Source organism: Streptococcus oralis, from assembly GCF_002386345.1.
Classification (GTDB): Bacteria; Bacillota; Bacilli; order Lactobacillales; family Streptococcaceae; genus Streptococcus; species Streptococcus oralis_S.
In genome coordinates, this window is the sequence record NZ_CP023507.1 from 1,061,859 (window position 1) to 1,083,803 (window position 21,945).

20 protein-coding genes and 1 other annotated feature are annotated in these 21,945 nt (G+C 42.4%); of the genes, 1 reads left to right on the forward strand and 19 read right to left on the reverse strand.

What is annotated here, in order from left to right:
• Positions 1 to 6: 6 nt before the first annotated feature.
• Positions 7 to 222, reverse strand: a binding site (T-box leader).
• Between the two features lie 96 nt (positions 223 to 318).
• From ppc to ybeY, 18 genes are all read right to left on the reverse strand, one after another.
• Positions 319 to 3,015: a phosphoenolpyruvate carboxylase gene (gene ppc / locus CO686_RS05330; RefSeq protein ID WP_049549992.1), complete on the reverse strand. Its 2,697-nt coding sequence runs from the start codon at positions 3,013 to 3,015 to the stop codon at positions 319 to 321.
• Between the two features lie 23 nt (positions 3,016 to 3,038).
• Entirely contained in the window at positions 3,039 to 4,262 is a 1,224-nt protein-coding gene (gene ftsW, locus CO686_RS05335) for a cell division peptidoglycan polymerase FtsW (RefSeq protein WP_000703343.1), read from the reverse strand.
• Between the two features lie 187 nt (positions 4,263 to 4,449).
• Entirely contained in the window at positions 4,450 to 5,391 is a 942-nt protein-coding gene (gene prsA, locus CO686_RS05340; protein ID WP_000728082.1) for a peptidylprolyl isomerase PrsA, read from the reverse strand.
• A gap of 67 nt (positions 5,392 to 5,458) precedes the next feature.
• On the reverse strand, positions 5,459 to 6,172 hold the full coding sequence (locus CO686_RS05345; RefSeq protein WP_080702645.1) for an O-methyltransferase: 714 nt from the start codon (positions 6,170 to 6,172) through the stop codon (positions 5,459 to 5,461).
• 1 nt (position 6,173) lies between these two features.
• A complete protein-coding gene (gene pepF, locus CO686_RS05350) occupies positions 6,174 to 7,976 on the reverse strand; it encodes an oligoendopeptidase F (protein ID WP_033629880.1) in 1,803 nt (600 codons plus the stop codon).
• 18 nt (positions 7,977 to 7,994) lie between these two features.
• Entirely contained in the window at positions 7,995 to 8,951 is a 957-nt protein-coding gene (locus CO686_RS05355; RefSeq protein ID WP_033629881.1) for a competence protein CoiA, read from the reverse strand.
• 76 nt (positions 8,952 to 9,027) lie between these two features.
• On the reverse strand, positions 9,028 to 10,176 hold the full coding sequence (locus tag CO686_RS05360; protein WP_096753599.1) for a PDDEXK family nuclease: 1,149 nt from the start codon (positions 10,174 to 10,176) through the stop codon (positions 9,028 to 9,030).
• Between the two features lie 177 nt (positions 10,177 to 10,353).
• On the reverse strand, positions 10,354 to 11,214 hold the full coding sequence (gene tehB, locus CO686_RS05365) for an SAM-dependent methyltransferase TehB (protein ID WP_000413068.1): 861 nt from the start codon (positions 11,212 to 11,214) through the stop codon (positions 10,354 to 10,356).
• Between the two features lie 14 nt (positions 11,215 to 11,228).
• On the reverse strand, positions 11,229 to 11,696 hold the full coding sequence (gene smpB, locus CO686_RS05370; RefSeq protein ID WP_001051742.1) for an SsrA-binding protein SmpB: 468 nt from the start codon (positions 11,694 to 11,696) through the stop codon (positions 11,229 to 11,231).
• A complete protein-coding gene (gene rnr / locus CO686_RS05375; protein ID WP_096753600.1) occupies positions 11,659 to 14,013 on the reverse strand; it encodes a ribonuclease R in 2,355 nt (784 codons plus the stop codon). The genes smpB and rnr overlap by 38 nt, the downstream gene beginning before the upstream one ends.
• Before the next feature lie 94 nt (positions 14,014 to 14,107).
• Positions 14,108 to 14,341, reverse strand: coding sequence for a preprotein translocase subunit SecG (gene secG / locus CO686_RS05380; protein ID WP_000282517.1), 234 nt, complete (start codon positions 14,339 to 14,341; stop codon positions 14,108 to 14,110).
• Between the two features lie 39 nt (positions 14,342 to 14,380).
• Positions 14,381 to 14,530, reverse strand: coding sequence for a 50S ribosomal protein L33 (rpmG, locus tag CO686_RS05385; RefSeq protein ID WP_007519517.1), 150 nt, complete (start codon positions 14,528 to 14,530; stop codon positions 14,381 to 14,383).
• Positions 14,530 to 15,729 carry a multidrug efflux MFS transporter PmrA gene (gene pmrA / locus CO686_RS05390; protein WP_096753601.1) on the reverse strand — a complete coding sequence of 400 codons (1,200 nt, stop codon included), beginning with the start codon at positions 15,727 to 15,729 and terminating at the stop codon, positions 14,530 to 14,532. The genes rpmG and pmrA overlap by 1 nt, the downstream gene beginning before the upstream one ends.
• On the reverse strand, positions 15,716 to 16,321 hold the full coding sequence (gene coaE / locus CO686_RS05395; protein ID WP_096753602.1) for a dephospho-CoA kinase: 606 nt from the start codon (positions 16,319 to 16,321) through the stop codon (positions 15,716 to 15,718). The genes pmrA and coaE overlap by 14 nt, the downstream gene beginning before the upstream one ends.
• Positions 16,321 to 17,145: a DNA-formamidopyrimidine glycosylase gene (gene mutM / locus CO686_RS05400; protein WP_096753603.1), complete on the reverse strand. Its 825-nt coding sequence runs from the start codon at positions 17,143 to 17,145 to the stop codon at positions 16,321 to 16,323. Before mutM ends, coaE begins: the two co-directional genes overlap by 1 nt.
• A 48-nt stretch (positions 17,146 to 17,193) precedes the next feature.
• Positions 17,194 to 18,093: a GTPase Era gene (era, locus tag CO686_RS05405; RefSeq protein ID WP_000143275.1), complete on the reverse strand. Its 900-nt coding sequence runs from the start codon at positions 18,091 to 18,093 to the stop codon at positions 17,194 to 17,196.
• Between the two features lie 16 nt (positions 18,094 to 18,109).
• On the reverse strand, positions 18,110 to 18,505 hold the full coding sequence (locus CO686_RS05410) for a diacylglycerol kinase family protein (protein ID WP_049549991.1): 396 nt from the start codon (positions 18,503 to 18,505) through the stop codon (positions 18,110 to 18,112).
• Complete coding sequence (gene ybeY / locus CO686_RS05415; RefSeq protein ID WP_000275172.1) at positions 18,486 to 18,983, reverse strand: rRNA maturation RNase YbeY; 498 nt, start codon at positions 18,981 to 18,983, stop codon at positions 18,486 to 18,488. The genes CO686_RS05410 and ybeY overlap by 20 nt, the downstream gene beginning before the upstream one ends.
• 104 nt (positions 18,984 to 19,087) lie before the next feature.
• On the opposite strand from ybeY, the gene pavA reads away from it, so the two are divergent.
• Positions 19,088 to 20,743 carry an Rqc2 family fibronectin-binding protein PavA gene (gene pavA, locus CO686_RS05420; protein WP_049500855.1) on the forward strand — a complete coding sequence of 552 codons (1,656 nt, stop codon included), beginning with the start codon at positions 19,088 to 19,090 and terminating at the stop codon, positions 20,741 to 20,743.
• Between the two features lie 32 nt (positions 20,744 to 20,775).
• Here the strand turns inward: pavA and deoD are convergent, their stop codons facing one another.
• Positions 20,776 to 21,486 carry a purine-nucleoside phosphorylase gene (gene deoD / locus CO686_RS05425; protein ID WP_000022091.1) on the reverse strand — a complete coding sequence of 237 codons (711 nt, stop codon included), beginning with the start codon at positions 21,484 to 21,486 and terminating at the stop codon, positions 20,776 to 20,778.
• Positions 21,487 to 21,945: the final 459 nt, after the last annotated feature.

A 21,945-nucleotide genomic window follows, 5' to 3' on the forward strand; every position in this document is an offset into this window, starting at 1 on the left:
AACTTGTGTGAGGACGTCGATGCGCGGTGCCACCTCAATTATAGGGAATATCCCTATCGCTCTTTCTCGCAATAACGAGTTGCACTGTAAGGTGTGCTCACCGAATTTTTATGATTTCAAATTCTTAAGTACATTCAGCCCAATTTCATCAATTTCATCTATCTGCTTTCACCAACCACAGACTCTCTATAAAATGAGCATGATTACTTTCTGAATGTTTAAATTATATCATTTTTCAACTACTTGTCAAGCTTATTTTTAGAATTTTTTAAACAATTCAAAAACTTCCCCTTGAAAAAGGAGGAAGTTTGTAGAATATCAGCCTGAATTACGCAAACCAGTTGCAATTCCGTTGATAGTTGTATGGATCAGTTTTTCTTCGTCTGCTGACAATTCGCCGCGACGTTGACGTTTGATCAACTCCAACTGGATGTAGTTCAGGATATTAAAGTAAGGCATACGATAGTTTAGACTGTCTTTTAGATAAGAGTTTTCTGCCAAGAGTTCGTCATAACCTTCGATAGCTAAAATAACGTCCTTAGTCAACTGCCATTCATCTAAAATAGTGTAGTAGATAGCTTGTACTTCTTCGTCTTCACAGAGCTTGGCATATTCAAAAGCAATGTTCATGTTAGACTTAGACAAGACCATGTCTACATTGGAAAGCAAAGATTGGAAGAAAGGCCAGTTTTGGTACATGTCTCGAAGGAACTCGATATTCTTTGGATCTTGATCAATAAACTCTTTAAAGCTTGATCCCACACCATACCACCCAGGGAACATGACACGGCTTTGTGACCATGAGAAGACCCAAGGAATAGCACGCAAACCGCCGATTTCAGTGATGGTCTTACGAGCTGCTGGACGCGAACCGATATTGAAGCTTGAAATAGCCTTGATTGGACTTGATTCAAAGAAATAGTCATAGAAATGTTCATTTCCAAAGACCAAATCACGGTAGATATCATAACTACGGTCTACTACTTGGTCCATAATAGCTTCGTAACGATTCGACGTATTAGTATCACTCTTCTTCTTGGTAATCATACGGTTAATGGCTGCAGAAACCAGCATTTCAAGGTTATAATAGGCAGCGTCTTTGTTACCGTATTTGTTTCCAATGACTTCTCCTTGCTCAGTCAGACGGATGCGGTCCTTGATAGACTTGAGTGGTTGAGATGTGATAGCTTCATAAGTTGGTCCACCACCACGACCCACAGTACCACCACGACCATGGAAGAAAGTAACCTTAACGCCAAATTCATCCCCAATAGCAGTCAGTTGTTGTTGCGCTTTATAGAGAGTCCAACATGAGGATAGGTAACCACCATCCTTGTTACTATCAGAGTAGCCAAGCATGATTTCTTGGTAGTTGTCTTTTGAAGCAATCCATTTTTTAGCCAAAGGAAGAGAGAAATATCTTCTCATGGTTTCTTCTGAGTGATCCAAATCTTCGATCGTTTCAAAGAGGGGAACAATCTGAACGCGGGCTTTTTGGGCATCTACCAAGCCGACTTCCTTGAGCATGATGGCTAGCTCTAGCATATCAGATACACTGGTTGCGTGAGAAATGATGGTTTGACGAATGACATTTTCACCTAGTTTATCCTTCAATTTGCGCGCAGCTTTAAAGATAGAGAGTTCTTTTTCAAGCAGTTCTGACTTTTCAGCATGAGTCGCTGAGAGGATACGAGGATCTTCTTCCAACTCTTTTAAGAGGAGTGCGCATTTTTCATCTTCAGATAGATCGCTATAGTGATCATTGATACCAGCAGATGCTAGCAATTCAGCTACACAGGCTTCATGAACACTAGAGTCTTGGCGCATATCAATAGAAGCAAGGTAGAAACCAAAAATTTCGACAGCTTGCATCAACTCGACAAATTCTCCTGAAATCAGGTATTCTCCCTTATTCTCAAGGAGAGAATCGCGAATGGCCAACAAATCTTGATAGAATTCATCTGCAGTGGCATATCTTGGCTGAAGATCCTTGTCTTCAATGAGATAAGCCTTGGTAGCCTGCATCTTAGCTTGGATGTCAAAAAGAGCACGACGATAGAGTTCTTTTTCACGATAAATCGAGTTATCTTGTGACTTCAGCGCCATCTCACGGACCTTGTCGCTGACATTCACGATACTGGTTGAAAGTGAAAATTCACGGTAAAGATTATAAATCTTTTCATCATAGTAGTTCATGATGACTTCACACTGAGTCAAGGCTGATTTATTGAGAGTTTCCGCTGTTACGAAAGGATTTCCATCACGGTCTCCTCCTATCCACATCCCCATAGTAATCGGTTTTGGATGCTCAAGCTCGATACCTTGTTCTTTAGCCAATTTTTTATACTCAGCTGTCAAACGCGGAACAGCATTCAGGAAAGAACTTTGGTAATACTCCATCACGTTGGTGATTTCGTTGGTTACTTTCAATTTCTTCTCACGAATCATGTCCGTTTGCATGATAATTTCAATATAACGGCGGAGATCTGTGTGCCATTTTTCTTTATTAATCAAGCCGAGTTTGACATCACGGTACTTGCGCAAGAGCGTATGGATGTGGTTGGTTAAATCCAGCATACTCTTGCGTTGTACTTGCGTTGGATGAGCGGTCAAGACAGGAACGACATTTAACTTTTCTAAAATTTCGGCTGCATTTTCTTTTTCAGCTACCATCTTAATCGTTGTAGATAGTTTTCCTAGATAGTCTTGGTCCACATTGTTTTGGTGATTGATTTCATAGGCCAAATCCACATCCTCAGAGATATTAATCAAAAGTGGAAGGATAGAGAAATAGCGTGAAATGTAAATCATTTCTTCATTCGAAAGACTGGTCACTAGGTTATTGAGCCCTTGATAATTCTCGCTAGTTGATAATTCCTTCAACTGGATAATCTTTTCAAAGGTTTCTGGCGCTAGCATATTTTTTGTGATATCTTCTAATAGCTCCGTCAGAATCAAGACTTCTTCTTGGACAACTGCTTTATTACTATAGTTTTCTAATTTTTGAAGAGACATATACTTTCCTTTCCATTCAATCCTTACAGACTTTCATCGGTTTGATTCTCGTATTCTCTGATAAGTTTGGCACGTTTTTCGCTGGCATCAATGTTTAGTACAAGCGCGATGGCTACTGATAATACCAGGAGACTGTTCCCACCTTGTGAAAGGAAGGGGAAGGTTACCCCTGTAGAAGGAATCAATCCTGAAATCCCACCGATATTGACAAAGACCTGAACAAGGATCATCCCTCCGACACCAATAGCAACCATGGAGTTAAAGGGATCCTTTGCTCGAATACCAACCAAGATGATTCGCAAAATCAAGAAGAAGAGTAAAGCCAAAATCATACTGGCTCCTACGAATCCAAACTCCTCGATGACAATCGAAAAGACAAAATCCGTATGGGCTTCTGGCAGATAACCACGCTTCTCGATAGAATTCCCTAGTCCCAGTCCGAACCAGCCTCCATTTACCATTGCATAGTAGGAATTTGCGAGCTGGTGTCCTGCACCCGCCAAGTCATTAAAGGGATTAAAGAAGGCACTAAAACGTTTAGCAACGTAACCAAATACAGGAATTTGAGAAAACTTTTCAACCCCAACAAAGCGAATGACAGACAAGACTAACATTGAGCTCCCTGCCAAGAGAGCCAGAATGGTCGAGAACCAACGATAGGCGATCCCACTAACCGTATACATGATGAGCGCCACCAAGACCAAGATGGTCGCATTTCCCAAGTCTGGAAAAATTCCCAAGCTACCAATCAGAACTAGCAGAACAAAACGCCAGTCGTTAAAAGCTCGAGGTAGCCACTGATTCTGTGTCAAAACCTGGAAGTCATAAACCGCAATCTCATCTTGTTGTTTTGAAAATCGATGTGCCAGGTACCAGATGATGATAATCTTAAGGTACTCAGCAGGTTGAATCGTTACAGGTCCTACAGAAATCCATCCGTATGCTCCATTGACAGGTGTTCCGACCAGTCGCGCCAGAGCTAAAAGAACCATCTCCACAATCATTACGATAAAGATGAGACGTCCGTTTCTTAGGAAACCTAATTTTAATTTATAGATTAAGGCAATCAGAATCAAACTAGCTATCCAGAAGATCCCCTGGTTACGCACCAATTGAAAGGCACTTTTCCCTTCTTCGATCAAGGTTGCACTCGTTGTCGAGTATACCACAATCAGCCCCAAAATCGATAAAAGGAAGTAAGGAATCAAAATGGAATAGTTTAGTAGGTGCCTTTTACTAATTTTCATATTTCACCACTCTAATAGGAACAGACGCTTCTGTTCCCAATTCCGTTTTATTTTCTAGTTTTGATTGCTATTATACCACTTTTTCAGAAAGAAAAAAACTCTTATCCTTTAATCCTTCGAATTTTACTCATTTTCTCGTATCAGGTATAAAAAAACAAATCTCTTTTGAGATTTGTTTTTTGCTTACTTAGTTAGATGAAGAACTGCTGCTTGAGCTTGAGTCACCACCACCGATGTATTGGGTGAAGATGTTTTGGAATGATTGGTCTTTAACCTTGATGTTTGCTGCTTGCAATTCTTTACCAATTACTCCTTGAACAAAGGCTGAATCATTTTGTTTTTGAGTCAAGATGATGGTCTTCAATTTTTCTTTGTAATCCTCTATATTAGAAGATTTTTCTGTTTTCTTCGTTACTTTGATGATGTAGAACTGACTGCTGTAGGCTTGTGTTCCAGTAGCTGTAATCACATCAGAAACCCCGTTCACATCCAAGGCAAAGGCTGCTTTCTTGACTTGTTCTGGAAGTTCTGTTGAAGCAGAGTCAAAAGTGATTTCTCCACCATTTTCTTTTGTTTTGTCGTCGTTAGAGTTGTCTTTTGCCAACTGAGCAAAATCCGCACCTTCTGCTTTAGCTTTCTCAAGTACTTCTTTTGCCTTGTCTTCATTATCCAAACGGATGATTTGAGCTGTTACATCTGGTGTGTAAGACTCAAAAGCTTTTTGGTAGGCTTCGTCTGTCAACTCACTCTCTGCAGCCTTCTTAACCGCTAATTCAACCAATTTGCTGGTACGGATTTGAGCTTTACGAGTCTCAGGTGTCATACCTGCACGTTGAAGCACGCTGTTGTAGCTATCGCCGTATTTCTTTTGTTCTTCAGCAACGGCGTCATCCACATCTTTATCCGTTACCTCTGATCCATATTGTTGTTCAAATACTTTTTGGATGGTCATATTGAGCAAGACTTGTTGCGCAGTTGGATTGTTCTTTACTTCTTCAAAGAATTGATGCTCTGTAATCACATCGCCCTTCATGCTGATCAAATCTTTTCCTTCAGAACTGTTTGAACAAGCTGCAAGTGTTGCTACTGATAAAAGTGTGATGGCTCCTGCCATAAGTTTTTTCTTCATTTTTACTCCTTTTACGGTAAGTGTTACCTTATCTATTTTACTATAATTTCTTAAATTTTTCTGAAAATCATTCGCTCTCAGGAAGCTCTACTTCTGCTAGATTTTTTCTTAGCATGAGAATGCCGTCTCCAAGTGGAACTAGAGTTGCTGTTAGACCTGGATTGTCCAAAGTTGCGTCGAAAAGTCTTTGCAAACCACGGTAAATGGTGCGTTGACCTCGGCGGACTTCCATGATGTCCTTGGCAACATCTCCTCCTTGGAAAATATCATCCAAGACCACCACTCCACCGACTTCCAAATGTTTAAGGATTTCAGGCAGAAAGACGATATACTTTGACTTGGCCGAATCCATAAAGACAAAATCATATGTTTCTGTCAAAGTAGATAAAACATCAACAGCATCACCTTCAAGTAAGGTGATTTGCTTACGACTGTCAAACTGGGCAAAGTTTTCCTTGGCAAAGCCAATCATCTCAGGATTACGGTCAATGGTTGTAATCTTAGCATCTGGCGCATGTTCCGCCATCAGGAGGGCAGAAAAGCCAATTGCCGTTCCAATCTCCAAAATGTTCTCAGGTTGCATAGTTTCCATGAGAAAACGGAAGTAGGCAACTGTTTCATGGGGAATAATGGGAATGTTTTCCTTGCGAGCGAAGGTCTCCAATTCTTTTAAGGAACCTGTCACCTGCTTTTGACGCTGGCGCATGAGTTCTACGATTTCTTCCTTGACGACGGGACGACGCATGTTATGGTTGGCATTTTTACTATAAGACTCTACCATCTTAAGCTAGTCCCAATTTTTCAACAAGGGCTTCAAACTCGTTCAAGCGGCGTTCAAAGACTGCAAAGGCATCGTTGAGATAGTCTTCTTTTTCCATATCCACTCCCGCTTTTCTCATGACATTGAGCGGATAGTCTGACTTACCTGCCCTGAGGTAGTCTATATAGCGGTCACGGTCTTCTTGACTACCATGGACAATCTTCTCAGCCAAGGCTGAAGCAGCTGCAAAACCAGTTGAATACTGATAAACATAGTAGTTATAGTAGAAATGTGGAATGCGTGCCCACTCGTATTGGATCTGAGGATTGTCTTCCTTGCTGAGTCCATAGTACTCTTGGTTCAGGTCAGCGTAGAGCTTATTGAGGAAATCACTTGTCAAGACTTCTCCATTTTGGTCTGCTTGGTGGATGGCGTGTTCAAACTCAGCGAATTGAGTTTGACGGAAGACTGTTCCACGGAAACCGTCTAGGAAGTTATTGAGAATAGCAAAGCGAGTTGCATCGTCTTCTACTTCTTCCAACAATTTCTCTGTCAAGATATTTTCGTTTGTGGTTGAGGCAATCTCCGCCAAGAAGATAGAGTAATCCCCGTAAACATAAGGCTGGGTTTCACGAGTATAGCTTGAGTGCATACTGTGACCTGTTTCATGGACAAGGGTAAAGAGATTGTCTAGATTGTCCTGCCAGTTGAGAAGCATAAAGGCATTGGTATCGTAAGAACCACCAGAGTAGGCACCAGAACGCTTGCCTTGGTTTTCATAGACATCAATCCAACGCTCACTGAAGGCACGTTTAACACGGCTCAAGTAGTCGTCACCTAAAACTGCCAAAGCTTCTTCTGCCTTTTTCAAGGCTTCTTCGTAGGTAAAGCTATAATCTACTGACGAAAGTGGTGTGTAGACATCGTACATCTTGAGGTCGGAAATACCTAAGATTTTAGAACGAAGTTCTAGGTAACGATGCAAGAGTGGCAAATGCTTGCGAACTGCTGCTACTAGATTGTCATAGACACTTTCTGGAACAAAGTTTGCTGCGAGGGCTGCATGGCGAGCACTCTTATAGTTGCGAACTTTTGCTCGGTAGTTTTGCACCTTAACATTTGTCTGCAAGGTCTTAGCATAAGTATGTTGGAATTGCTCGTAAGTCGCATAAAGGGCTTCATAGGCACCACGACGCACTTCACGGTTTTTAGACTCCATCAAACGGATGTAAGTACCGTGTGAGAGTTGCACTTCATTGCCTTCGTCATCAAGCACGTATGGGAAGCTAATATCCGCATTGTCCAAAATAGCGAAGGTTTCACTAGCAGAACCAAAGATTTCTCCTGCTCCAGCAAGCAATTCTTCCTCACGTTGCGAAAGAACATGGTCTTTCTTTTGCAAGAGCTTGTCAAAAAAGTGCTTGTAAACTTGGAGTTTTGGTTGAGCTTCTAGGAAGGCCGCATACTGCTCTTCGCTAATCTCCATAAACTCAGGTTCATAGAATGAAAAGGCTTGTTCTAACTGACTGTATAGGGTCATTGCCTTGGCATAGTACTCTTGATACTTGGTCTCACGCGTGTCCTGGTCATTTTTCATATGCGCATAGACATAAAGCTTTTCAACTTGGCGTTCCAAGTCGAGTGAGAATTCTGTGATCTCAAGCAAACTGTCTGCGCTGTCCAAGAGATGTCCCTCATACTGGGCTGCTGTTTGTACTTTTTCAGTTAAATCTTTCAAGGCTTCTTCCCAAGCCTGGTCTGTTGGGTAGATTGTCGAAAGATCCCATGTATCTTTTTCATTTATTTCATGTCGTTGTAATACCATAAGATTCCTCCATCCTTTCTATTTTACCACATTTTTTGAGAAATATAAGTGATAAAAGGCTGGTGGATAGAGCTTTTGGCGATTATTTTTCGGATTTTTTTGATAGTAGGCCTGAAAATTTCTATAATAGCTAGCCAAATCCGTTTCAATCTGCAAAAAATCTCCTGACTCTATCGGTCTGACCTGGGGATACCAGTCATCCAGTTGACGGTTTAATAGATTGTCTCCTCGTTGATAAGCCTCCTCCTGTTTTTTCATCCAGTAAGGGTTTTGGTAGTACAACTGTTGGCGAATGTAGTGACAGATAGTGGAATCTTGCACAACTGCAAAACGAGGCAGTTTTTGTTTCTGATAAGGAAATCGTAGAATTTCCAAGAGATTTCCTTTTCCATAGGGAAATTCTTTGACCTGAAAATGAAGCTTGCCACGTAGATCCTGATGCAGAAGATATTTGAGTCTCAAAATTTTCCTTTTGAGATCCAGTTCCCAAACAAAGAAACCCATATTTTGACTAAAATAGAGAAAGCCCCTTTGCAGTTGTGTTAATCGCTCCTTTAACCAGAGTTTTTCTCCCAGTAGCCAGATAACCTGATAGCCCTGGCTGCGGTATCCTTGGCTTCTATCGCCTAAAAGCTTTTGAGACAAGGGGCTGCACTGAACCTCCAGTGCTAATTTTTCATTGACGAGAACATCTGCTATCTGCTGAATCTCGGGCAGACTATATTCTAAGGCGACCTGATTGTCTTTCTTGGCCCAGTGATAAAGGCCCTCTTTGTTGCCCAAGTGTTCTGGACTTTCATTCTCAAAAATGGCCATACAATCCCTTAACCTTTCATGGGCAAAGTGCGTTCGAATGCTCTGTCCTTGGCGTAATCGTAGTCCGCCTCCACAGGCTGGACAAGTATAAGCTTGCTTGGTCACATCATTTTCGAGGGCATTCACAAAATTCCCCTTGGCATCTCTGGCTACAAACATGGGCTACCTCCTTTTCTCATTTATTCGAAAAAGAAGCAAAAAAGACTGGAATTCCAGCCTTTCATGATACTATTTCTTATCTTTTTTGTCTCTTAGAATATTTTTTTAGCATGGGAATGAGATTAGGAATCTGCTCACTTCTAATGACCAGCACGCCGTATTCCTGACAACGATTGGCATAAGCTGGATTGATTTTTCCCGTACAAACAATCAACTTGAGGCAACTCTCCCCAGCAAAATGATTGGCGTAGACTTCTAGTTCGTTAATGGCTTCAACTGATAAATCTGTCATCTTGCAAGAGATAAAGGTAATCGAGCGTCCCTTTCTCAGAATGACATCAATCTCATTTTGAACATTGTCCGCCTCTGGAAAGATGCCATTCCAATCAATCTCACCGCCTATCATACACTCATCAAACAGCTGCGATTCCAGCGCCAAGAGATAAAGATACACCTCTAAAATATGCCCCTTGTTGCGGCAAAAAACTTGAGCTTCTTGACTTGGAAAGCTGTATGCTACTCGTTTCTTGTCTTCGCTTTCAATACAAAGCATTCCTGCTTCCACAAGTAAAGGAATAAGGGATTTTGGATAGTGATAATACCTGCCATTGTTTTCCAGTATCTTTTCTGTCTCAGCATGCAGGTCATTGGTCTTAGCTAGAGAGAAAAATTGGGTCACTTGATACCAGTGAGCAGGATTGGAAATAGCAGAGCTGGCTAGCTTTTTAATGGCTGCAATTTGCTGATCTGAGTGGATAGGGCGTTTTGATTTGAGCATTTTTCCACCACGCAAGGCTATCAGCTGTTGGATGCTTAGGGTTGGAATGTCCAAGTCTTCTTTTTCTAACTGAGCGGCTACCCACTTGTATTGTTTTCCCCGCTCGACATCCATGGCAACGATGGGGAGCTGCCGATCCAAGCCATATTGATAGAGAGATAAGGCTAGTAGTGAATCCCCGCCAAAAACATCGAGAAGGACTTGGTCGTAACCTGCTAGGCAATAATCTAACTGATCTGTTAATTGTTCTAAAGTTAGCTGACGAAAGGTCACTCGTTGGATATGGTGCACCTCATCAAGAATAAACTGACGGAGGGAGACTTTCTCTTCATTGCTTATTTTTGTCAAAGAAAGAAAGAGAATCTCGTCACAATCACTGATAAAGGCTTGGTAGACATTCTTTTCCAATACATGCCGATCATACAATTCCACCAAAAGACTCGTCATTCGACCACCTCCATCATAAAGACTTTCTTGCGCTGAGAGTATCAGCAATACAGTTCTACTACTCAGATTTCCTACTTCTAGTATAGCATAAAATCCTGCTCGCCCCAATCAACCAACGCAAACAAAAACGAATAGAAACCTTGCAAATCGGTTACTATTCGCTTGTATATGTTTGATTTACTTGATTTTTTTAGCTAACATAGTCGCAAAGCGTAGTTGAATACGATTGCCATTTTCATCACGACGGTGCAAATGTCCTGGATTTTCATTGTACTTAATTAATTCCCAATCCTTGTAGTAGTCCGCCAACTCCCCTTCTTTAAAGGTGAATGGGAAATTGACTGAGCAAGGATAATCCTCTGTATCCATAGCACAGACGATAAGGTTATAGCCACCGACCGTGGTGTGCTCCTGCATATTTTGGATAATAGCTGGAATGCGGTCCGCTTGTAGGAACATCAGAACAACCGTCGATACGATGAAATCATAGTCTTGGCTAATGCTGGCCGAATTGATATCGTATAGTCCTACAGGCATGTCTAGATCCTCTTGTTCCACAATGCTTTGCAAGATTTCAAGGGACAATTCATTCTGATCCACAGCTGTCACATCAAAACCATTCTGTGCGAGAAAGAGAGAGTTACGCCCCTGACCACAACCCAAATCCAAGGCTCTTCCTGGTTTCACTGTCTGCATAGCCTCTAGGACCTCTGAATGGACTGGATTGGTATTGTATTTCTTAGGGAAATAATCCTCAGGTTTACAATAAAATTCCAAATACCACTCTACATCGTCTGTTGCAGCCTCTACTCGGTGCCAGGCTTGCGGTTGTGCCATAGGGTTGTCTGCTCCTGCCTCAAAGAGGTGCTCAGCTAGAACCTCACCATCTTCGGTTAATTCAATAAACTTGAGTACCCCTTTCAAGACAGTAATTTTTCCCCAAGTGCCGACCTTGGTATTGTGCTTTTGCTGAACTGCTTCAGGCATGGTCTGTTTATTCCACAAGGGCATCCGTTTATAGGCAATTAGTTTTTCCATTTTACTTCCTCTTCTTAACGCTGGTTGACAGCTTTCATCACACGCGCGATGTCGCGGTTTTGTTCACGTCGCTTGATCGACTCCCGTTTGTCATAGTCATGTTTCCCTTTAGCAAGTCCTAAAAGGAGTTTAGCGTAGCCATCTTTGATATAGACTTTGAGGGGAACTAGGGTCATTCCTGTTCCTTTGGTTTCCTGTTCCAGTTTTTGAATTTGCTTCTTATGGAGCAGGAGTTTGCGACGGCGTTCAGGTTCCTGGTTCCAGATATTCCCCTCTTCGTAAGGGGCGATATGAACATTGCTCAGCCAGACTTCCCCATTTTTTACTTGGGCAAAGCCGTCCTTGAGATTGATTCGAGCAGCTCGAACGCTCTTGATTTCAGTTCCGGTCAGGACCATTCCTGCCTCTAGCGTATCTACGATTGTATAGTCGTGGTGCGCCTTTTTATTTTGTGCGACGACCTTTCCCTCGCCCTTTGCCATGCTTGGCTCCTTTCTTAGCTACTTCTTTGTAAAAAGGTTTCTTGCCTTTTTTCTTTTTATCTTTTTGTGAATGCTTGTGCTTATCACTTGAACACCCTGATTTTCTCTTGTCTTCCTTCTTGTCTGAACGACGACTTGAACCACGACCTCTGTCTTTGCGCCCAGCTTGTTTCAAACCTTTTTCGATGACATCAAACTCACTTGGGATATAGGAGAAATCAATCTCACCTGTCATCTTATCCGCTCTTTCAACCCGAATGCGAATCTGCTGTCCAACACGGAAGGTTGTTCCTGATTTCTCCCCACGGAGAGTCAAATCACGCTCGTTGAAATGATAAAATTCAGGTAAATTGGTGATGTGAATCAAGCCTTCGACTGTATTTGGCAATTCGACAAAGAGACCAAATTTGACCATGCTGGATACAACTGCATCGTACTCTTCACCCACGTATTTTTCCATGTACTCAGCCTTTTTCATGGCTTCGACTTCACGCTCCGCCTCGATGGCACGACGCTCACGGTTGGAAGACTGGGTTGCAATCTCTGGAATCACTTGTTCAAAATGCTCTGCTATTTCCTTAGAACGCCCATAGTCGCGAATCATCCGATGGACTAGAAGGTCAGGATAACGACGAATGGGGCTGGTGAAGTGAGTGTAATAGTCTGCAGCAAGACCATAATGACCATGATTGTGCTCTGAATAGCGAGCCTGTTGCATAGAACGGAGAAGCATCATGGATAATACATCCGCATAAGGTTCTCCCTCAACAGCACGCATGATGTCTTGAAGGGCCTCCTGGCTAATCTCACTAGCAGTCCCATAAATTCGCAAGCCAAAGCTCGAAGCGTAATCAATAAACTTCTGAACCTTTTCAGCCTTGGGCTCCTCGTGAATCCGATAGATAAAAGGAAGGTCCAGCTTACTAAAGTGTTCGGCAACCGTTTCGTTAGCAATCAACATGAAGGACTCGATCATCCGCTCTGCAATTCCACGCTGACGAAGAACGATATCCACAGGCTTACCTTTTTTATCCACTAGAATCTTAGCTTCACTGGTATCAAAATTGAGAGCTCCACGTTTCACACGCATGCTTTCTAGCCTTTCATGAAGCTTGGCCATCAGTTCGATACTAGGAACAATTTTCTTAAACTCTTGCCTCTTTTCCTCATCGCCAGCCAGGATATCATTAACAGCGCTATAGGTCATGCGAAAACTAGTCTTGATAACCGTTTGGGTAATGGTGTAATTAACCACACGACCATGTTTATCAATTTCCATAATGGCAGACTGGGTCAAGCGATCGACTTGAGGATTGAGGGAGCAGATACCATTTGACAGACGCTCTGGAAGCATTGGGACCACACGGTCTGTCACATAAACAGAAGTCGCGCGGTTAAGGGCTTCCTTGTCAAGGGCAGACCCCTCTGTCACATAGTAGGAAACATCCGCGATGTGAACACCGAGTTCGATATTGCCATTTTTCAAAGGCTTGATGTGTACCGCATCATCCAAGTCCTTAGCATCCGCACCGTCAATGGTAAAGGTAATCTCATCTCTCAGGTCCAGACGACCTTCCATATCCTTTTGAGACGGAGCATCTGGCACACTTTCTGCCTCCTTGAGAACAACTTCTGGAAATTCTGAGACAATATCCATGGATTCCAAGACTTCAAGAACATCAATCCCAGCATCAGTCGAGTGCCCCACCACGTCTAGCACACTAGCGACAAAGAAATCATGTTTCTTACTTGGATATTTGTCGATAAAGACCTTGAGAACCTCTGTACCTTCCAACTTGATAGCCGGTTTCTTCACATAGATCGGTTGGCTGATTTTCTGATTTTTTGAACGGATGTAGCCGGCATACTTGGGCTTTTCCTGATCCAGAACGATTTGCCCGACAACTGTTGTCAGACTATGCTCTAGGATATCGATAATTTTGGCTTCTGCAGCAGTTCCCTTGTTGCGGTCAGCGACTTTTTTGATCACGACCTCAACGGTATCACCATCAATGGCATAATTGACATCGTTTTTTCCTACAAAAAGATCGTCCTCTTCGCCTTCTAGACTGACAAAGCCAAAGCCATTTTTATGGGCATGAAAAACCCCTTTGAGAGTGATTTCATGTTTCTTCTTTTGGTCCAGACATAAGCTACCATCATCTTCAAAGCGAATCTGGTGCTTTCTTTCCATCAGAGACAGGGTTTTAATCAACTCACGGAAATCCTTGGACCCATCCTTTCCGAGAGCCTGAGCAAGATCATTTACCGTCACTCGCCCCTTCTCTTGCAAATATTCTTTAATTTTATCTTTCATGTTTTCTTTCTAGATTTTTATAATTTTTTGAGTGATAACTTTAGTAAACATCATTCAAAATAAAAATAGGCTAAGACCTAGTCTCGCCCATTTCTTATCTACTTGATAATACCGTCAATGCTAAGGCAATGGCTAGCCAGAAAAAGACTAAAATACCTGTCAAACGTTGCATCACAGCTTCAAAACCACGCGCTTTACTACGTTCAAACAAATCACCTGAGCTGGCATCAAATACATTGCTGGATTGGTTCTTAGTTGGTTGCATGAAAATCGCAATCACAATCACAACAGATAATACTAATAAAATGGTTAATAATAGGTTATACATATCAAACTCCTTAAAATCCCTATTATTTTACCATAAATTCTACTTAGATTCAAGATGTAAAGTTACTTTTCTTTCCTTTGGACAATATTTTAACACCTCAATCTTGTCTGGATGGGTTTTGGAGTTCTTACTGGTTAGATAATTCATGCTGCCACAAGAGGAGCACTTGAGATTGATTTTTACTCGCACTAGATTTCCTTTACTTTTAATAATGATCTAAATTGTACTAAGTTGCATAAACAACTGAAAGCTACACAGGCTGCTGTCGCATAAAAGACAGCATGGTAGCCCAAATATCCTGCAACTGCGGATCCCGCCATAGGTCCGATCACTCCACCAAGGTAAAAAAAGACTTGGTTGAAGGCGAAAATCCGTGAAATACCTGATTTTGGAGTCATTTTGCTAAGAAGAGCATTGACACCTGGTATGAGAGCTCCTGTTCCCAGACCAAAGAGAAAACGATACAAGCCAAGTTGAAGGGGGCTGGTTGCATGGGCACAAAGAAGGTAAATGATGACGGAATAAATCTGCGCCGCGACCAACAATCTATGATTCCCTACCTTATCGCCAAGTTTTCCTAGAATTCCAGCACTCATCATGCTAGAAAATCCCATGCTGGATACGATCAATCCTGATACAAAGAGGAGATTCTCAGTCTGCCCTAAGTCCCGCACATAGAGAGCTAAAATGGGGCCAATTGATTGAGCTGAAAATTGAATGACAAAGCTCGTCAAAAATAGGTTTACTAAGAGTCTAGGATACTTGAAAGAAGAAAATACTTCTTTCGTTGGGATAGCCTTCTCCTTAGCAACTGGCTGAAAATCTTCCTTGATAAAGAAAATGGTTAGGATTGCAGCTAAAAATAAGAAAGAACCTACCAATAAAAAGACATTACGAATGCCAAAAATTTCAGCAATAAAGCCTCCAACAAAGGGACCCGTCAGTGTTCCTGCAACAACACCTGTAGATAGAGTCCCCAGAGCCGCTCCAGACTTATCTTTAGGTACCTGACTAGCAATCAAGGCTGTCGCATTGGGGACAAAACCAGTAAATACACCATTGAGCAAGCGCAAAAAGAGTAGCCAATAGATATTTGGCACGAAGGCCAAACCTCCCATCGTAATGGTCATGGCAAGACCTGCTCGAATCATCATGGGTTTTCGACCGTACTTGTCAGCAAGAATACCCCAGATGGGAGAAACTAGAGCTGCTGAAACAGCCGAAACTGAGATGGCTAATCCAGCATAGAAAGCAACTTGGTCCCCTTCAATTCCCAACTGCTCCACAAAGATAGGCATGAAAGGAACGACCAAGGAAATGCTGGCGCCCGTTAGAAAACTACCGAACCAGGCAACACGAAGATTCTCTTTCCAACTAATCTCTTGCACAGCTATCGCCTCCTTCAAGTAACTTCATTACTTGACTCACAAGCTGATCACGACTGCCATTGTTATCTAATATATGACTCGCTAATTTTTTCTTTTCTTCTAAAGACCACTGGGCGGCCAAACGGGACTCTGCTACTTCCTTAGAAAGATGATCCCGTTTCATGAAACGTTCCACCTGAACATCACGGTCCACATAGACCAGCCACGTTTCATCAAACCAAGCACTGTAGCCCTGTTCAAAAAGCAGGGGAATATCCATGAAAAAAATCGCTTCTGTCTGGGCTAACTGGTCTCTCAATGCAGCCAATTCCTCACGAATAATCTCTCCTTGGGTTTGTTTAGACCATTCCCGCTCCTCAGGATTTGAGAAGATGAGACTAGCTAGGAGAGGGCGATTGAATTCTCCATTTTCTAAGATAATTTCCTGCCCAAAGTGCTGAACTAAGAGCTGATAAAGACGACCACCAGGTTTCTGTAGTTGGTGGACGACTGCGTCAGCATCCACCACTTGAAAGCCTTGCTCTCTTAGGAAATTTGTCACAGTTGACTTACCAGAGGCAATTCCTCCTGTAATTCCAATGATTTTTCCCATCAGTCCCTCCTTTGACACTGAGGACAAAAATGAGTTCCCCGTCCACCGAGCTGGAATTTCTCAATCACTGTCCCACAGCGCGAACATGCTTGTCCAGTCTTATCATAGACCTGATGGAAATCCTGCATGGTTCCGTCTTCCCCAAAGGCATTGGTATAGGTCCGAATGGTGGAGCCGCCCTTTTCAACTGCCTGCCCCAAAACAGCAAAGGTCTGGTCATGAATGGCTGTCGCTTCTTCTGCTGTCAAAGTCTGGGAAGGTCTTGCTGGATGAATCTGAGCTCGCCAGAGAACCTCATCCACATAGATATTCCCAAGGCCAGCTACCAAGGTTTGGTCTAGGAGATGGGATTTGATAGGCTTTTTAGACTTGGCTAGGGCAGCTTGAAAGACCTGCAAATCAAAGTCCTGCTCTCTTGGCTCAGGGCCTAGTTTCTTAGAAATAAAGTAGACATCCAAAAGGTCGGGTGCCAATAGTTCCATCGTACCAAACTTGCGTACGTCCTCATATACAAGAGTGGCACCATCCTCAAACTGGAAGAAAACATGGGCATGCTTGCGTTCAGGAACATGGTTCGGATAGTAAAAATACTTTCCCTCCATCCGCAGATGAGAAATCAATACCTTGCCTGTCAGGTAAAAAAGCAAATATTTTCCACGACGCCCCAAGGACTCAATTACTTGACCAGGCACTTCCTTTCGAAACTCGTCCAAATTCGTCTTGATCATCTTAGGATAAATAATCTCTATATTAGAAATCTTCTTTCCCAAGATCAATTTTTCTAAGCCACGACGAACCGTTTCAACCTCAGGTAATTCAGGCATAAATCCTCCTTCTGTAAAAACAAGAAGCAGGCATGAGCCCACCTCTACTTAGTATTCTTTTTCATTATAGCCAAAGTCAGCCAAATCTAGCTTTTTATCACGCCAGTTTTTCTTGACCTTGACCCAAGTTTCTAGGAAAACCTTGTCCCCTAGCATGAGTTCGATATCACGACGGGCCATGGTCCCTATTTTCTTGAGCATAGCGCCACCTTTTCCGATGATAATTCCTTTTTGGCTATCGCGCTCCACCATGATGGTTGCTCGGATGTGAACCTTGTCTGTCTCTTCATCACGCTTCATAGAGTCGACCACTACTGCGACAGAATGAGGAATCTCTTCGCGAGTCAAATGAAGAACCTTCTCACGAATCATTTCTGAAACCAAGAAACGCTCAGGGTGGTCTGTGATTTGATCAGATGGGAAATACTGGAAACCTTCCTCTAGATTTTCACTCAAAATATCGATTAGTCGAGAAACGTTATTTCCCTGAAGGGCTGAGATAGGAACAATTTCCTTAAAGTCCATCTGGTTACGGAAGTCATCAATCTGAGCCAAAAGTTGGTCTGGATGGACCTTGTCAATCTTATTCACCACCAGAATCACAGGAACCTTGGCAGCTTTCAGACGCTCGATAATCATATCGTCGCCCTTACCACGTGGCTCATCAGCTGGCACCATGAATAGAACAGTATCCACTTCACGCAAAGTACTATAGGCTGATTCCACCATGAAATCTCCAAGAGCTGTTTTGGGCTTGTGAATCCCCGGTGTATCGATAAAGACGATTTGCTCCTTATCCGTGGTGTAAATCCCCATGATTTTATTGCGCGTTGTTTGCGCTTTGTCACTCATAATGGCAATCTTTTGCCCCATGACGTGATTTAAAAAGGTTGACTTCCCAACATTGGGACGTCCCAAAATAGCTACAAAGCCTGATTTAAATGTCATAATTTCCTCTTATAGTTTAAAATAGTATATCCCAAATGCGTGGGATAAAGATAAGTGCACCTGTCATTGCAGCAAAAAGAGAGACCACTAGCACAGCTCCTGCTGCCATGTCCTTGGCTTTCTTTGCCAACATAGAAAAGTGATAGTGACTGGCTAAATCCACTACATTTTCAATAGCAGAGTTAATAATCTCAAATGCTACTACTAAGAAAATGCTCATTAGGAGAAAGAGCCATTCGATTCGTGACACCTGAAAAACAAAACCTGCAAAGATGACTACTAGAGCCGTCACTGCATGTTTTCGCATATTGCGTTCTTCCTTGAAAGCAGTCAGAATTCCTGTAAGAGCAAATTCTAAACTGGATACCAGGTCACGATTTTTCCATTTTCGTTTATTGTCTTGTGAGTCCATAGGCTGTCAAAATTTCTTCTTGTAAACCGAACATCTCCGCTTCTTCTTCCGGAGTGTAGTGATCGTAGCCGTTAATGTGTAAAAAGCCGTGTACTGCCAAGAAGCCCATTTCACGCTCAAAGCTGTGACCGTATTCCTCAGCCTGCTCATGCGCTTTATCGATAGAGATGAACAGTTCCCCAATATAGGCATCAAACTCAGACATCATCTCTGCCAATTCAGGATTTTCAAGCAAATCCTCTTCGTCAAAGGAGATGTCCAACTCTGGTTTATACTCAAGGCTAATGACATCTGTCGGACGATCCGTATCACGGTACTCTAGATTGAGTTCGTGGCTACGCTCGTTGGTCACAAAAGTAACTGCCATCTCCTTGTCTTCTTTTCCTATTTTTTGGGCTGCAAATTCCAAAATTTCTTGGGTTTGTTGCAAGATTTCTTGTGAAACTTGACCAGTTTCATCTACCATTTCAATATACATGTACTTCTCGATTCTCTTTACTTGGCTTTATTATACCACATTTCCATGATTTTATTCTACCTTTTTGATATAATACTATGGAATACAATCACAAGGAGAGAACGATGTCATTTGACGGATTTTTTTTACACCACATGGTTGAGGAATTGCGAAGCGAGTTGGTCAATGGTCGCATTCAGAAAATCAATCAACCTTTTGAACAAGAGTTGGTCTTGCAAATCCGCAGCAATCGCCAAAGCCATCGCCTGCTCCTCTCTGCTCATCCCGTTTTTGGTCGCATCCAGCTGACCCAAACAACTTTTGAAAATCCAGCCCAACCTTCGACTTTTATCATGGTTTTGAGAAAGTATTTACAAGGCGCCCTGATTGAGTCGATTGAGCAAGTGGAAAACGACCGTATCGTGGAAATTACCGTTTCCAATAAAAACGAGATTGGAGACCATATTCAGGCTACCTTGATTATCGAAATCATGGGCAAACACAGTAATATTCTCCTCGTAGATAAAAGTAGCCATAAAATCCTCGAAGTCATCAAACACGTCGGCTTTTCACAAAATAGCTACCGCACCTTACTTCCAGGATCTACCTATATCGCTCCGCCGAGTACCGAGTCTCTCAATCCATTTACTGTCAAGGATGAAAAACTCTTTGAAATCCTACAAACACAGGAACTAACAGCAAAAAATCTTCAAAGTCTCTTTCATGGTCTAGGACGTGATACGGCAAATGAATTGGAAAACATTCTTGTCAGTGATAAACTGTCTACTTTCCGAAACTTCTTCGGGCAAGAAACCAATCCATGCTTAACAGAGACTTCCTTCAGCCCAGTTCCTTTTGTAAATCAGGTGGGAGAGCCTTTTGCCAGCCTTTCTGACTTGCTGGACACCTACTATAAGGACAAGGCTGAACGGGACCGTGTCAAACAGCAAGCCAGTGAGCTCATTCGTCGTGTTGAAAATGAACTTCAGAAAAATCGACATAAGCTTAAAAAACAAGAAAAAGAGTTACTAGCGACAGACAATGCTGAAGAATTTCGCCAAAAAGGAGAATTGTTGACAACCTTCCTCCACCAAGTTCCGAATGACCAAGATCAGGTTACCTTGGACAACTACTACACCAACCAACCTATCACCATTGCTCTTGATAAGGCACTAACTCCTAGTCAGAATGCCCAACGCTACTTTAAACGCTACCAGAAACTCAAAGAAGCTGTCAAATACCTGACTGAGTTGATTGAAGAAACCAAGGCAACCATTCTCTATCTGGAAAGTGTTGAGACTGTTCTCAACCAAGCTGGGCTGGAGGAAATCGCTGAAATCCGTGAAGAATTGATCCAAACAGGCTTTATTAGAAGACGCCAACGCGAGAAAATTCAGAAACGCAAAAAACCAGAACAGTATCTGGCGAGCGATGGCAAGACCATCATCTATGTCGGACGAAACAACCTGCAAAATGAGGAATTGACCTTTAAAATGGCCCGCAAGGAGGAACTTTGGTTCCATGCCAAGGACATCCCTGGAAGCCATGTCGTCATCTCAGGAAATCTTAATCCTTCTGATGAAGTCAAGACAGATGCGGCCGAACTAGCTGCCTACTTCTCCAAAGGGCGTTTGTCAAATCTCGTGCAGGTGGATATGATTGAAGTGAAAAAACTCAACAAACCAACTGGTGGAAAACCTGGCTTTGTAACCTACACAGGACAAAAGACCCTCCGCGTTACACCAGACCCAGAAAAAATCGCATCTATGAAAAAATCCTGATTCCACTTGAAATCAGGATTTTCTTTTACAATTTACTCTGCAATTAAGGTTTCCAAGCCGACCTTCATCATATCAGTGAAGGTGTTTTGGCGTTCTTCTGCAGTGGTGTCTTCATCTGGATTGACCAAGCTATCAGAAATGGTCATGATAGCAAGTGCATCGACGTGGTGTTGGGCAGCCAAGTAGTAAAGGGCTGCTGCTTCCATTTCGACAGCTTTAACTCCCCATTTACCAAGTTCGATGTTCTTTTCAAAGTAGTTTGAATAAAAGACATCTGATGACAAAACGTTCCCAACGTGGGTGGTCATACCTAGTTCTTTGGCGATATGGTAGGCCTTGTCTAGCAAGTCAAAACTAGCAATTTGTGGGAAATCATACTGTGGCCAGTCGTTGCGGATGATGTTTGAGTTGGTTGCAGCTGCTTGCGCCAAAACCAATTCACGGACGTGGACATCTTCATTCAAAGAACCAGCAGTTCCCACACGGATCAATTTTTTCACACCGTAGTCCACAATCAACTCACGCGCATAAATCGAAATGGACGGCATCCCCATCCCAGTTCCCATGACCGATACACGGTGCCCTTTGTAAGTACCAGTGTAACCAAACATGTTACGCACTTCATTAAAACAAACAGCATCTTCAAGGAAGTTTTCCGCAATAAATTTCGCACGAAGAGGATCCCCAGGAAGAAGAATTTTATCAGCAATTTCACCCTGCTGAGCAGCAATATGGATAGACATAATATAAGATACCAAACCCGTCAAAAAGCGAAGGGAAAATAGGAGTTGGGCGCAGTGAGCGATGCTCGCTAGACCAACTATCTTTTTCCCACTGCTTTTAGGGTGGGTTCAATTCCTTTCTTTCTTAATTTTGATGATAAATAGGAGAATAGCTCGGGTTCAATTCAAAACCAAACTACCCTACCTTTCAATGTTTTAGAAAAGTTTTCCGCTCGTGTTCAAATCTGAACACCTTACTCTACCTTTCTTTTTGTATATTTAGGATAGCGACAGAGAACAAAGTAAAAATAGGAAACTGACGACGCATCGCAGATGCTAGACAGTTTATCTTTTTTACACAGTTCTCCGCCCGTATTCAGTTCAACAAATACGGTTTACCCATCCTTTCTTTCTTGATTTTAAAATTAAATATTTCACAGAACAATTAGCCCGAGTTTGACTATAACTCAGATACTCTGC